The 13962-nt window shown below is 67.1% G+C and carries 12 protein-coding genes; 7 read left to right on the top strand and 5 right to left on the bottom strand.

The annotated features are described in order from the left end of the window. Positions 1-64 precede the first annotated feature (64 nt). Positions 65-730 carry a LysE family translocator gene (locus LGY53_RS34475; RefSeq protein ID WP_225730885.1) on the top strand — a complete coding sequence of 222 codons (666 nt, stop codon included), beginning with the start codon at positions 65-67 and terminating at the stop codon, positions 728-730. 3 nt (positions 731-733) lie between these two features. Here the strand turns inward: LGY53_RS34475 and LGY53_RS34470 are convergent, their stop codons facing one another. Next, positions 734-2149 carry a DHA2 family efflux MFS transporter permease subunit gene (locus tag LGY53_RS34470; RefSeq protein WP_225730884.1) on the bottom strand — a complete coding sequence of 472 codons (1416 nt, stop codon included), beginning with the start codon at positions 2147-2149 and terminating at the stop codon, positions 734-736. Positions 2150-2230: 81 nt separating this feature from the next. On the opposite strand from LGY53_RS34470, the gene LGY53_RS34465 reads away from it, so the two are divergent. The 3 genes from LGY53_RS34465 (at position 2231) to LGY53_RS34455 (ending at position 8096) form a co-directional block, all read left to right on the top strand. Continuing rightward, on the top strand, positions 2231-2668 hold the full coding sequence (locus tag LGY53_RS34465; protein ID WP_225730883.1) for a MarR family winged helix-turn-helix transcriptional regulator: 438 nt from the start codon (positions 2231-2233) through the stop codon (positions 2666-2668). A gap of 158 nt (positions 2669-2826) precedes the next feature. Beyond that, complete coding sequence (locus LGY53_RS34460) at positions 2827-6747, top strand: Pls/PosA family non-ribosomal peptide synthetase (RefSeq protein WP_225730882.1); 3921 nt, start codon at positions 2827-2829, stop codon at positions 6745-6747. Further along, positions 6747-8096, top strand: coding sequence for a M1 family metallopeptidase (locus LGY53_RS34455; protein WP_225730881.1), 1350 nt, complete (start codon positions 6747-6749; stop codon positions 8094-8096). The genes LGY53_RS34460 and LGY53_RS34455 overlap by 1 nt, the downstream gene beginning before the upstream one ends. Before the next feature lie 4 nt (positions 8097-8100). Here LGY53_RS34455 and LGY53_RS34450 read toward each other — a convergent pair whose 3' ends face one another. The 3 genes from LGY53_RS34450 to LGY53_RS34445 are packed head-to-tail and all read right to left on the bottom strand — an operon-like array spanning position 8101 to position 8858. After that, positions 8101-8289: a hypothetical protein gene (locus LGY53_RS34450; protein WP_167471601.1), complete on the bottom strand. Its 189-nt coding sequence runs from the start codon at positions 8287-8289 to the stop codon at positions 8101-8103. After that, complete coding sequence (locus tag LGY53_RS43810; protein ID WP_255664951.1) at positions 8282-8404, bottom strand: hypothetical protein; 123 nt, start codon at positions 8402-8404, stop codon at positions 8282-8284. The genes LGY53_RS34450 and LGY53_RS43810 overlap by 8 nt, the downstream gene beginning before the upstream one ends. Before the next feature lie 10 nt (positions 8405-8414). After that, positions 8415-8858 carry a DUF2752 domain-containing protein gene (locus tag LGY53_RS34445; protein WP_374111272.1) on the bottom strand — a complete coding sequence of 148 codons (444 nt, stop codon included), beginning with the start codon at positions 8856-8858 and terminating at the stop codon, positions 8415-8417. A 108-nt stretch (positions 8859-8966) separates the two neighbouring features. On the opposite strand from LGY53_RS34445, the gene LGY53_RS34440 reads away from it, so the two are divergent. Together LGY53_RS34440 and LGY53_RS34435 are read left to right on the top strand one after the other, a co-directional pair. After that, entirely contained in the window at positions 8967-9266 is a 300-nt protein-coding gene (locus LGY53_RS34440) for a hypothetical protein (protein WP_225730879.1), read from the top strand. A gap of 183 nt (positions 9267-9449) precedes the next feature. Further along, positions 9450-10505 carry an alpha/beta fold hydrolase gene (locus LGY53_RS34435; RefSeq protein WP_225730878.1) on the top strand — a complete coding sequence of 352 codons (1056 nt, stop codon included), beginning with the start codon at positions 9450-9452 and terminating at the stop codon, positions 10503-10505. Between the two features lie 169 nt (positions 10506-10674). Here the strand turns inward: LGY53_RS34435 and LGY53_RS34430 are convergent, their stop codons facing one another. After that, complete coding sequence (locus tag LGY53_RS34430; protein ID WP_308103038.1) at positions 10675-11775, bottom strand: serine hydrolase domain-containing protein; 1101 nt, start codon at positions 11773-11775, stop codon at positions 10675-10677. 555 nt (positions 11776-12330) lie between these two features. Here LGY53_RS34430 and LGY53_RS34425 point away from each other — a divergent pair. Beyond that, positions 12331-13863 carry a serine hydrolase gene (locus LGY53_RS34425; RefSeq protein WP_225730876.1) on the top strand — a complete coding sequence of 511 codons (1533 nt, stop codon included), beginning with the start codon at positions 12331-12333 and terminating at the stop codon, positions 13861-13863. Positions 13864-13962: the final 99 nt, after the last annotated feature.

The following is a 13962-nucleotide window of genomic DNA, read 5'->3' as shown; positions in this document are numbered from 1 at the left end:
GACGGCGGCTGTCAACCCCGTTACTCCGTTGCCAAATCGGACGTTCTGGAGTGACATCGATTGGGTGACCGTTTCGCTGCTGGCCGGATTTGTCGGCGTCTGCATCCTGCTCTCGATCGTCCCCGGGCCGGATTCCTTTCTGGTACTGCGCTTTTCGATAGTGAGCGCACGTCCCGGCATTGCCGCCGCGCTCGGCTCCGCACTCGGCGGGATGCTGTGGGCCGTCGTCGTCGCGGCGGGTGTCGCGACCCTGCTCGAGGAATCCGCGACGGCCTACCGGGCGCTGAAGGTGATCGGCGGAATCTACCTGCTGTATCTGGGTATTCGAGCACTGCTGGCCCAGCGGCGGCAACGATCGCATCAGCAGGCCGAATTCGCCTCGGACACTTCGGAATCGGATACGAGCGGCACCGCGCGGCCGAGCCGCCCGCCAACGGTGCGCGGCGCCTTCGTCGCCGGGGTGCTGTCCTGCATGCTCAATCCGAAGGTCGGGCTCTTCTACCTCGCGGTGCTGCCGCAGTTCCTGACCGAAGTGACCTTCGGCAACACCCTGGCACTCGGGGCTATCGAATGTTCCATCGCGGCGACCGAGCAGGTGCTGCTCGCGCTGGCCGCCGCGACCGCGGTCGCGCTGCTGCGGCGGCCTTCGGTGCGCGACCGGCTCGAGCAGGTCGCGGCGGGCGCCCTCGCCGTGCTCGGCATCGGCACCGCGGCGTCGGCGCTGGCCTGACGATCAGCGACGACTACCGATCTCCGTGCGCCACAGGATGATAGATGCGATGAGCGCGACCGCCAGCGCACCGGTCAGCCACCAGAACGCGTGCTGGAATCCGGTCGCCACCGAGGTGCCCGCCCGGTAGAGCACCACCGCGAACAGCGCGGAGCCGATCGAACCACCCACCCGCTGCGTGATATTCACCACCGACGCCGCATCCGGCAACTGATCCCTGCGCACCGCCGCGTACGCCGCGGTGGTCACCGGCATTCCGGTCAGGCCGGTGGCAATACCGCGAATGAGCAGCAACACCTGCACCAGCACCAGGCTCATGGTGGCATCCCCGATCGCGAACGGCAGCGTCGCCAGCAGATTCAGCGCATTGCCCGCGACCGCGACGACACCGCCGCCGTACCGATCGGTGAGCCTGCCCGCGATCGGCAGCGCGATGATGCCGCCCAGCCCGAAGGTGAACAGCGAAAGTCCGGTCGCCACAATGCCTTGCCCATGTAGCAGCTGAAAGTACAACGGCAGCAACAGCATCGAGCCGAACAACGACGCGCCCGCGAACAGGTTGGCGGCATTCGCCGCGCCGAATACCCGGCTGCCGAACACCGTCAGGTCGAGCAGCGAGCCGACACCGCGCACCGAGCGCAGGACGAACCCGCCCAGCGCGAGCGCGCCGACCACCAGTGGCATCCACACCTGCGAGGCGGAAAGCCCACCGCGGCTGCCGAATTCGCCGAGCCCGTACACGAGCAGCGACAACCCGCCGCCGATCAGCGTGAACCCGATGGCATCGAACGACGCTACTTCATCGGCCTTTTCACTCGCGGGCAGCATGCGCATGGCGAGGAAGAAGGCAACGATGCCGAACGGGATATTGATCAAAAACAGCCACTGCCAAGCCAAATGAGCCAACATCACGCCGCCGATGGTCGGCCCGACAGCCGGGGCCGCCACCACCGCGACGCCCACCACGCTCATCACCCGGCCCAGCCGGTGTGGTCCGGCGACCTGCCCGATGATGGCCTGTCCCGCGGGCACCAACAATCCGGCGGCCAGCCCCTGTGCGATGCGTAATGCGATGAGCCAGCCGATATTCGGCGCGAGCGCGCACAGTGCGGAGGTGACGCTGAAACCGATCAGCGCACCGATCCAGACCCGGCTCATCCCGAACCGGCGCCCGAGCCAGCCGACCAGCGGCAGCGAGACCGCGAGCGCGAGCAGGTAGGCGCTGGCAATCCACTGCGAAATATCAAGTGTCGCACCTAATTTAGCGGCAATGGTACCGAGCCCGACATTCACCAGCGAGGTGTCGAGCATGCCCATCAACGCACCGAAGACGACAACCCCCGCCACCTTCCACACCGATGCCGGAATGGTTTCGGGCGCACGCGCGGCGACATCTGCCGCCGTCCGGGTATCCGACATGGATCCTCCACTATTCGTAGACAGCTACAATTGCGGATGTTATCAACAATCTTGCTGCCCAACAATAGATAGAATCCCCTTATGTCCGCCGACCAGCTGCACCCCCGCGGCCTGCTGCGCTTCCCGACCTACGTCTTCGGCAAGCTGCACCGAGCCGTACATGCCGAAATCGATGCGTCACTGCGTGAACACTGGGTGCTCGTCTGTCTCGAGGAATTCACCGATCTCTCCCAGCAACAAGTAGCCACCACATTGCAGATCGATCGCAGCGAGGTCGTCCGCATCATCGACGGGCTGGAGAAGGACGGATTCGTCGTGCGCACCCGCGATCCGGGCGACCGCCGCAAGAACTGTCTGTCCATCACCGCGGCGGGCCGGGCCGAGCGCCGCCGCGTCGACGAGCTGGTCCAACAGGCCACCGACCGGGTGCTCGGCCGACTGGACGCGGACGAGCGACACACCCTGCTACGCCTGGCGCTCAAGGCAATCGGCGAGGACGAGATACCACCGCGGGCTTAGCGCGCTATCGAATGCGACCTCGGTCTCGGTGAACGGCAAACGACCATTGCCCCGAGTACCGTTGATTCCTGGTCGGCGCACTGTTTGCCGACTGGTAACCCCACCATGCAACAACGGATAGAGCACCGGGCAGGTCTATGAGAGGTGGACAGGACGTGATGCTGCACTCGGCAGATCCGGCGGCGGCCGCGCCCCCGGCGCGGGATCCGCTGCGCCGCGCCGCGCTGGCGGCGCCCGCCCGCACGCTCGTCGACATCCTGACCGCCACCGCGCAAACCCATCCCGACGCACCGGCCATCGATGACGGCCGCGCCGCACTCACCTACCTCGAGCTGATCATCGAGATCGAGGCGACGCTCGCCCGGCTCACCGCGGCGGGCGTGCGGCCGGGCGACCGGGTCGGGGTGCGCATGCCGTCCGGCCACCGCGAGCTCTACATCACCATCCTGGCCGTCCTCTACGCGGGCGCGGCTTATGTCCCGGTGGACGCCGACGATCCGGAGGAGCGGGCCCGGCTGGTCTTCGGCGAGGCCAGGGTCACCGCGATAGTCACCGCGGCGGGCATCGAGACCACCATCGCGGGCGCGGGCCGCGCCGCACCCGATTCACAGTGGAGCGCGCTGCCGACGCCCGCCGACGACGCCTGGATCATCTTCACCTCCGGGTCTACCGGAACACCGAAAGGCGTTGCGGTGACTCATCGCAACGCCGCCGCATTCGTCGACGCGGAGGCGGTGCTCTTCCTGCGCGACGCCCCGATCGGCCCCGGCGACCGGGTGCTCGCCGGGCTCTCGGTCGCCTTCGACGCCTCCTGCGAGGAGATGTGGCTGGCCTGGCGCAACGGCGCCTGCCTGGTGCCCGCGCCGCGCGAATTGGTGCGCACCGGAGCCGATCTGGGGCCCTGGCTGGTGCGCAGGGAGATCAGCATCGTCTCCACCGTGCCGACGCTGGCCGCCACCTGGCCCGCCGAGGCGCTGGATTCGGTGCGGCTGCTCATCTTCGGCGGCGAGGCGGTACCGCCGGAACTGGCCGAACGCCTTGCCGGACACCGGAATTCGAGTCGCGAGGTGTGGAATACCTACGGCCCCACCGAGGCTACCGTCGTCGCATGCGCGGCCCGGCTGGACGGCAGCTCGCCGATCCGAATCGGACTGCCGCTGGACGGCTGGGATCTCGCGGTCATCGATCAGGCCGGAAATCCGGTGGCGGAGGGCGCATCCGGGGAGTTGGTCATCGGCGGCGCCGGCCTGGCCCGCTACCTCGACCCGGACAAGGACGCCGAAAAGTACGCTCCCCTACCGTCGCTCGGCTGGGAGCGCGCGTACCGCAGCGGCGATCTGGTCCGCAACGAGCGGGCCGGTCTCGTCTTCCTGGGCCGCGCCGACGATCAGATCAAGATCGGTGGCAGGCGCATCGAACTGGGCGAGATCGATAACGCGCTACAACTGCTGCCCGGTGTCACGGGCGCGGCAGCTGCGATCCGGACCACCAAGGCGGGCAACAAGATCCTGGTCGGCTATCTCACCGGCGCGGGCCCCGATTTCGACCTGAAGAAGGCCAGAGCCCAACTCGCCGAACAACTTCCGGCCCCGCTGGTGCCCAGGCTCGCAGTGGTGCCCGAACTGCCGACCCGCACCTCCGGCAAGGTCGACCGCAACGCACTGCCCTGGCCGCTGCCCACCGATACCGACGCCGACGACTCCGACCTCACCGGCACCGCCCGCTGGGTCGCCGACCAGTGGGACGCCATCCTCGGCGCCGAAATCACCGGCCTCGACGTGGATTTCTTCGATCTCGGCGGCGGTTCGCTCGCCGCCGCCCAACTGGTCACCGCGCTGCGCGAACGCTATCCACAGATCGCCGTCGCCGACGTATACGACCATCCGCGGCTCGGCGCGCTGGTGGAACTGCTGGAGGACAGCGAGCCCGCATTCGTCGTCACCGAGCGGGTCGTCGAGCCGACTCCATTGCGCGCACAGCTCGTTCAGGTGCTGGCCGGTATCCCGTTGGCCACCCTCACCGGCCTGCAGTGGCTCACCTGGCTGGCCATCGTCGGCAATATCGCGCACTGGTCGGGGGCGCTGTCCTGGCTGCCGAACCTGTCCTGGTGGTGGACGCTGCTCGCCTTCGCGCTGTTCATCTCGCCGCCAGGACGGATGGCGATCTGCGTCGCGGGCTCGCGACTGCTGCTGCACGGCGTCGAGCCGGGCACGTATCCGCGCGGCGGTCCGGTGCACCTGCGCCTATGGGCGGCCGTCCGGCTGTCCGAGGCCAGCGGCGCCGAAAACCTTTCCGGCGCACCGTGGATGGTGCCGTTCGCGCGGGCGCTCGGCGCCAAGGTCGGCAAGGGTGTCGACCTGCACACCCTGCCGCCGGTCACCGGCATGCTGGAACTCGGCGACGGCTGCAGTGTGGAACCCGAGGTCGACCTGTCCGGCTACTGGATCGATGGCGACCTGGTACATCTCGGCCGGATCAGCATCGGTCCGGGCGCGGTCATCGGCGCACGCTCGATCCTGTTGCCCGGCACCAAAATCGGCAAGAACGCCGAAATCGCGCCCGGCTCATCGGTTTCCGGCCGGATCAAACCGGAGCAGGAATGGGCCGGCTCACCCGCCGTCAAAACCGGTAGGGCACAGCACCGTTGGCCCGACGAAACCCCGGCGCGGGCGGCGCACTGGGTGCTGATCTTCGGCATCACCTCGATGGCGCTGGCCGCCATGCCCATCCTCGGGCTCGGCGCGGGCGGCGCCTTCCTCGCCTGGTTCATCCGCGACACCCGAACGCTCGCGGGCGGACTCGGCCGCGCCTTCGCCATACTGCCGGTGGCGACGCTGCTCAGCCTCGGCGTATACGCGGCGGCCACCATCATCGCGGTGCGCCTGTTCAGCATCGGACTGCGCGAGGGTTATCACCCGGTGCGCAGCCGGATCGGCTGGCAGGCCTGGTCCACCGAGCGGCTGCTGGATTCCGCGCGCACCTTCCTTTTTCCGCTGTACGCCAGCCTGCTCACCCCGCTGTGGCTGCGGCTGCTCGGCGCGAAGATCGGCAAGAGCGTCGAGGCATCCACCGTGCTGCTGCTGCCGAAATTCACCGTCGTGGCCGACGGCGCGTTCCTCGCCGACGACACCATGATCGCCAGTTACGAACTCGGCGGCGGTTGGCTGCGAATCGGCGAGGCGAAGGTCGGCAAGCGCGCCTTCCTCGGCAATTCCGGAATGACCGCACCCGGCCGCCGGGTGCCGAAAAACGGTCTGGTCGCGGTGCTTTCGGCGGCGCCGTCGAAGGCCAAGGCCGGATCGTCGTGGCTCGGCAGCCCGCCGGTCAAACTGCGTCGGGCCTCGGAAACCGCGGATGTGGCAAGAACTTTCGACCCACCGCCGCGACTGCGGGTGGCGCGCGGCATCGTGGAGACCTGCCGGTTGATCCCGGTGCTGGTGACCTTCGCCATCGGACTCGGCATGCTTTTCGCACTCGCCGCGCTCGCACACCAATTCGGCTATCTCACCGCCGGATTGCTTTCCGGGCTCGTCCTGATGGTCGCGGGAGCGCTCGCCGGCGCGAGTTCGGTACTCGCGAAATGGTTGCTGGTCGGGCGGATCGACGCCGAGGAACATCCGCTGTGGAGTTCCTTCGTGTGGCGCAACGAGGTTGCCGACACCTTCGTGGAAACCGTTGCCGCACCGTGGTTCGCGCGGGCCGCGACCGGCACCCCGCTGCTCAATCTGTGGCTGCGCGGACTCGGCGCCAAGATCGGCCGCGGGGTATGGTGCGAGTCCTACTGGCTACCGGAGGCGGACCTGGTGACACTCGGCGACGGCGCGACCGTTGAACGCGGCTGTGTGGTGCAGACCCATCTGTTCCACGACCGCATCATGGCCATGGATACCGTCACCCTCGGCCCCGGCGCCACCCTCGGGCCGCACTGCGTCGCGCTGCCCGCCGCCGGCATCGGCGCGGGCGCCACCATCGGCCCGGCCTCGCTCGTCATGCGCGGCGATTCGGTGCCCCCGTCCACCCGCTGGTGGGGCAACCCGATCGCGCCCTGGTTCCCAACGGGTCCGGGATCGGCGGCTTGATGACGGACAAGTTCTACGAGCCGCCGATCGACGAATACCTTCCGCAGAACGGCAACCGCGGCTACCGCGTCTCGCGCTACGAGCTCGAACTCGGCTACCGGGTCTCCAGCAATCGGTTGTCCGGCAAGGCCACCATCACCGCGGTCACCACCGCTGTCCGGCCGCGCTACGCCCTCGATCTATCCCAGGCGCTGAACGTGACCAAGGTGTTCGTCAACGGTGCCAAGGCCGCGAAATACGTTCACCAGCACGGCAAACTGGTGATCACGCCGCAGCAGCGCGTTCCGGCGGGCGGGGCGCTCGTGCTCACCGTCCAATACGCGGGCACGCCCAAACCGTTGCGCGGCCCGTGGGGCGAGGTCGGTTGGGAGGAACTCACCGAGGGCGCCCTGGTAGCCAGCCAGCCCAACGGCGCGGCCTCCTGGTTCCCCTGCGACGACCATCCGAGTTCCAAAGCCAGCTACCGGATTTCGATCACCACCGACTCGCCGTACTACGCACTGGCCAACGGCACCCTGGTCGGCAAACAGACCAAGGCCAGCCAGACCACCTGGGTCTACGAACAGCCCGAACCGATGTCGAGCTACCTGGCCACCATTCAGATCGGCTACTACCGCAAGCACCGCATCGGCTCGGTACACACTCCGGTTCCGATGCAGGCCGTCGTCCCGGCCCGGCTGCGCGCCGATTTCGATCATGATTTCGCCAGGCAGCCGCGGATGATGGAGATCTTCACCGAATTCTTCGGCCCATACCCGTTCGCCGGCTACACCGTGGTCGTCACCGATGACGACCTGGAAATTCCCATTGAGGCCCAAGGCATTTCGATATTCGGCGCCAATCACTGCGACGGCCGCCGCGGCGCGGAGCGACTGGTCGCGCACGAGCTGGCGCACCAGTGGTTCGGCAACAGCCTGACCATCCGGCAGTGGCGCGATATCTGGCTGCACGAGGGTTTCGCCTGTTACGCGGAATGGATCTGGTCGGAGGCGGCGGGCGGGCCCACCGCCGACCAATTGGCCCGCGCGGCCAGGCACAACCTGTCCCGGCAGCCACAGGACATCGTCATCGGTGATCCGGGCCCGCAGCACATGTTCGACGACCGGGTCTACAAGCGCGGCGCGCTCACCCTGCACACGCTGCGCCTGGAACTCGGCGACACCGCATTCTTCGATCTGTTGCGCGAGTGGACGATTCGCTACCGGCACAGTTCGGTGAGCACCGAGGAGTTCACCGATCTCGCGAGCCACTACAGCGCTACGCCGCTGCGCCCGCTGTGGGACGACTGGCTGAACGGCGCCGCACTGCCGCAGTTACCGCCGTCCGGCGGGCAGGCAAGTTCGCGCTGACCGGTCAGGACACCAGGTAGCGCACGGCCAACTCCTCGATCAGCGGATCATCGTCGGCGACGCTGTCGAGCGCGTCGAGGTCGGTGGCCACCGCGAGCTGCCGGGTGTCCTCCTGCTCGGGATCGACGGGTCCGTCCTCGGCGAGTTGGCGCAGCAGCTTGGCGCGCACCCGGTCCTTCAGCGAATCAGTCATGCCGCCCATCCGAATCGTCGTGCCGCCGGAATACCTGCCGGGCCAGCGGGATGATCGTGATCAGTGCGCCGAGCACCAAGACGATCGAGAAGACCTGCCAGACAGCGGAATTCACGAGGAGCCTCCTAAACCGGAGTGAGCCAGGTCCCCCACGGCGTATTGCGCAGCACCGAATACACCGCCAGCAGCGCGAAGAACACCCCCGCCGTGCGGATGCCGATCGATGGCAGGCGCATCGACTGTCCGCGCCAGGCGCGCACCGTCCAATCGGTCACCCACACCAGGAAGGCCATGATCAGCGGCAGCGCGAGGATATTGCTGTGGATCGCGTCGATCAGGTGGCCGTCGGTGAGGTTGTGCACGGCCCGCAGGCCACCGCAGCCTGGGCAGTACCAGCCGGTCAGCGCGTAGACCGGGCATTCACCGTAGGAACCCTCCTGGTGCGGATCGCGCAGATGCAGCAGCACCAGCGCGCCGATACCGGCCCCGGCCACCAGCAGCGGCACTCCCCTTGTGCGCCAACGTGCCCCGTGCGCCTCGGATACCAGGTGTGTGCTCTCCACAAGCATCAACGGTAACCGCGGCGGGTTCGCGACCGCCAGCGGTGTCCGGCGATCCAACCGCGGAAAATGATCTAAAACACCAAAGTTTCCGCAGGTAGAGTAGAATTTCTGAGTGTGGACGCCACCGGTTCGGCCCGGTTCGACGGATTCGGGTTCCCCGCGCACCGCAGGCTCGAATTCGGGCAGGTGGGCCACTGGCACACAGCCGCGGACCAGGCGCTCGACGAGCGGGCGCCGGATACGGTCGCGGTGGAATTCGATCCGGGCGACGGCTCCTCGATGGTCGTATTCGTGCAAGCACCCAACCGGCGCGATATCCCCGGTGACTTCCATCCGGACGATCAGGTCTGTCTGGTCCTGCCCGAAGCCATCACCGCACTGCTGCCGACAGCGGTGAAACACGTCACAGCTTAATCACAATTCGACGAGGTCAGTCGCATTTCCCACGCCCCGAACGTTTTTCACGTTGTCGGGCGGATTGTCCGACGGTCCGATCGGGTATCAATCCAACGAGCCAGGATCGCCGCCTCGGCGCTTGCACTAGCAAGCATCTTGCTTGCACGGTAGTGTGGCGGCTGACACAAAGGAGTGCTCGAAATGCTGGTGAAGTCGATGCAGACTTTGGCGGGGGTGCGCGACTCCGAGCCCCTGACCGCCGCCTACCGAGCCCGACTACGGACTCGCACCCTCCGGACCGCGGCGTTGAACTCTCCCACCATGCCGCCCGAGGTCATCCCGGTTACCACGGTCGATGGGGCGCGGCTGCGGGTCCACGCGTACGGCCCGGCGGACGGCGAGGTCCTGGTGCTGATCCACGGCTGGAGCTGCAGCATCGAGTACTGGAACCCGCAGATCAACGCCTTCGCCGACCGTTACCGAGTCATCGCCTACGATCAGCGCGGCCACGGGGAGAGCTCCCTCGGCACGGCCCCGCCCAGCGGCAGCACCCTGGCCGACGATCTCGCCACGGTCCTCGACGCCGCCCTACCGCGCGGCCGCCGCGCCGTGCTGGCCGGCCACAGCATGGGCGGAATCACCTTGCAGGCGTGGGCCGCTCACTATCCGGAGCAGGTCGCGGCGCGTGCGTCGGCGGTCGTGCTGCTCAACACCACCTCGGGCGATATCCGGCGCGAAACCGATCTGTTCCCGCTGATGAACCGGCCGCTCACCGTGGCGAACCGCCCCGTAACGGTTTTCGGTAATGCCGTGCGTTTGCCGCAGTTCATCGGCGAAACGGTGCTCAGCCTGCCGGTGCCGCTGCCCGACATCTGGCCGGTGCGTTCGGTTTTCAAGGCGCGCGTGATGTCCCCGCCCGCCACCGACGAGGAGGTCGACTTCGCACTCGGCGTCGTCCGGTCCTGTCGTCCGCTCACTCGCGGCCTGTACGCCGCCGCCCTCGCCGGGCTCGAATTAGGCGATGCCGCAGTCAATTTGACGGTCCCGACCACCGTCATCGCGGGCGCCATCGACCACCTGCTGCCCGAGCGCATGAACCGTCCCATCGTCGCCGCCCTCCGCCGCGCGGGCACCCTGGCCAACTATCACGTCTGGCCGACCGGACACCTCGGCAATATCGAGGCGGCCGCCCGATTCAACGCCGAGCTGCACCGAATCCTCACCAGCGCAACCGATTACCGCGCCACCGCGGTCTAGGACGCACCAGCGCGCTCCCGAGCCGGTCAACGACGCCCGGCTCGGGAGCTTTTTTCTGCCCACTTTATCGATGGAACCAAAAGGCCGGGCGCCCATCTAATCCTGTAGGGGTGCAACGAGTCTGACGTCGCCCACTACAGCAAGAACGAGTAGGGTTCCGACCGGCGTCCTAGCTCGCGGCGCACAGCGCGGCGTCGACCACCTTCGTGACATCCTCCGATGACTCGGGGACCTGGTTGACGCTCACGGTGACCGCGCGGCCGTCGACGACGCCGCCGCGGGTCTCGAACCCGTCGATATCGCCGCCGTGACCCCAACTGTCCTTGCCGCAGGGCAACCGCCAACGCATAAGACCGAGCCCGTAGCCGAGTTGCGCTCCCGAATCTCCTATGGGGACAGTGCGTTTCATCTCCGCCAGCTGCGCGGGCGGCAACAGCTTCCCGTCCAGCAGCGCGCTGAAGAACTGGTTGAGGTCCGCACCCGTCGCCACCATGGCACCCGCCGGACCGGCCCACGACACGTTCTGCCTCGTGTAATCGACCCGCGCCCCGCCGATCTCGCTATAACCGGCGGGGTGCGGGCCGCGGATATCGGTCTCATCCGGATCCGGATAGTAGGTGTCGCGCAGGCCGAGCGGCTCGATGATGCGGCGGGTGATCTCCGCGCCGACGGAATCACCGGTGTTCTTCTCGATCACCATCGCGGCCACGAGGTAGTTGGTATTGGAATACGCCCACTTCGCGCCGGGTTCGAAATCAGCTGGCGCGGTGAGCACATTGCGTAGCACCTCGACCAGATCCCCTCTCCCCCAACGCACTTGGTCGGTGTGCATATCGATCTGCCCAGGCTTGGGCGTCTCCCCGAACTCCGCCGCGAATTCGGGCAGCCCGCTGGTGTGCTGCAACAGATTTCGAATCGTAATGCGATCGCCGTCGATCTTCGGCCCGTGCACTACTCCCGGCAGATAACGTTCCACCGGCGCATCCAATTCCACCTTGCCCTCGGCCACCAGTTGCAACATCACCGTCGCCACATATGTCTTGGTATTACTGCCGATTCGCACCCGAGCGTTATCCGGAAAGGGGGTGCCCCGCTCGATATCGCCCATACCCGCCGTCGCGGTCCAGACCCGGCCATGATCGGTAACGACGACCTGGGCACCGGGCACACTGCCCGCCTCCACCAAATGGCTAAGCGCCCCAACAACTTCCGCCCGTCCAGCATCGGCAGCCCCTGCCCTATCGCTCCCCGTCGAATCGCAAGCCGCCACGGCAGCAATCAACACCCCCACTGCCACCGCGGCAGTCGACGATCGACGACATAGCCTGATACGCAAGGCAATTCCCTCCTGCTGCGGACGCGCACCGACGCGTCACAATGACAATCCCACGTTAGAAAATGTCCAGTTATCACGCCTACGCAGCAGGCACCCATCTTCTCGGTAGTGCTGGCCACACCTGACGATCGGCACCCGAGCACCGACTCCGAATACCGAGCTTGCGGATGCTGTTGACCCGGAGCCGCATGGGGACTCAGCTGCTCCGAGCGACTGCGGCAAACCACGACAGGCACTGCGCGCGCGACCGTGGATTCAATACCCAACGTTCCGGAGTGGGCATCGGCAGCTGCTCGGGCGCGATTGCGCAATGCACGCGGCGTTGGACAGGCACTCAACTGAGCCAGCGACCAGGTCGATCGCTATGTCAGCGGCCGTGTCAGATCTGCATCAGGTCGTTATCAGCCGGTCCGGCGACAGTAGTGACGTCAACAGCACAGCATCCCGCTCGACGGGATTGCCGCACAACAGTTTTGAGGAGATAACGAGATGACCCTGATCAGCCTCACCGACAAGGACAAGGGCATTCTGCGGACCGCAGCGTACGGCGCTGTGTCACTGCTGGCCGCCACCGGCGCACCCCACCGTTCCGCCACGAACGCCTCCACCGCCCTGACCTCGGCGACCGGGCTGGTCGGGCATGTGCTCGCGGCGAAGTCGGCCGACATCAAACTGGTCGGCAAGACCGTCGCCGCTCTCGCCGACCAGGTGCTGCCCGCGCTGACCGCGGCCATGAGCCTGCTCACCGCACAGGATCCCGCCGAGGCCGCCAACTTCCGCGAAACCGTTCTGATCGCTGTCGAGGCCGCCGCGGGCGAGCCCGGTCCCGCCACCGCGGCGATGGCTCGCAAGATCATCGCGGCGCTCGACGCCGGCGCGAGCAGCCCGGGGGCGCCGGAGGCCACGAACGGACCGGATCGCCCGGAACTACAGCAGGCTCTGGAGGACATCGTCGAGTCCGGTATCACCGGAATCACGTTGCGCGTGAACGACGAGCGGGGCGAGTGGGTCGGCAGCGCCGGTGCGGCGGAGCTGGGCAAGACCGCGAAGCCGCCGATCGACGGGCACGTCCGGATCGGCAGCAACACCAAGACCTTCACCGCCACCCTGGTGCTGCAACTGGTAGCCGAAGGCAAAATCGCCCTGGACGTGCCGGCGGCCGACTACCTCCCCGAATTCGCGCTCGACGAGCGGATCACCGTGCGAATGCTGTTGCAGCACACCAGCGGAATCTTCAACTTCACCGGCGAGTACTACCCCGACGGGACGATGGTGCCCGGTATCCCCGCCACCACTGCGGGCAAGGAATGGGTGGACAACCGATTCCACACCTACCAGCCCGAGGAACTGGTCCGGCTGGCGCTGTCCAAGCCGGCGCGATTCGAACCTGGCACGGACTGGAGCTACTCCAACACCAACTATGTGCTGGCCCGGCTGCTGATCGAGAAGGTCACCGGTCGCACGGTCGCCGAGGAGATGCAGCGGCTGATCCTGGGCCCGCTCGGACTATCGGGCACCGCACAACCGACAACCCAGATCGAGATCACTGAGCCGCACGCCCACGCCTACTACCGGTACGAAGAAAACGGTGCGGAGACCATCGTCGACGTCACCCGCCACAACCCCTCCTGGATCTCCAGCGGCGGCGACATGATCTCCACCAGTCAGGATCTGCAAACCTTCATCTCCGCACTGGTGACCGGCAAGCTGCTGCCTGCCGAACTGCTGACCGAGATGTGCACCCCGCACCCGACGCCCATCCCGAATATGGGCTACGGCCTGGGAGTGTTCGTGCAGCACACTCCGGCAGGCGGCACCGTCATCACCCACAACGGCGGCGCCGCGGGCCATGCGGCGATCATGTTCAGCACCCCCGACGGCAGCAAAACCCTCACCGGCACACTGAATTACGTCGACGATGCCGCCCTGTCGCTGGCCGTGGCATTCCAGCAGGCGACGCAACGTCTGATCGACGAGGTGTTCGGCGACACCCGAACCACGCCTTCCGCACCGACTCGATAAGACGTGGCCGCGCACCACCGACCAGGACACCCCGGATACCAACCAGACCCGGCCGAGCTCACTGAGCCCGGCCGGGTCTTCCCGCATGCCGACACCGAC

It is taken from the genome of Nocardia sp. JCM 34519.1, from assembly GCF_020361265.1.
In the GTDB taxonomy this organism is placed as follows: Bacteria; Actinomycetota; Actinomycetes; order Mycobacteriales; family Mycobacteriaceae; genus Nocardia; species Nocardia arthritidis_A.
This window is presented reverse-complemented; position numbering and strand designations above follow the sequence as displayed.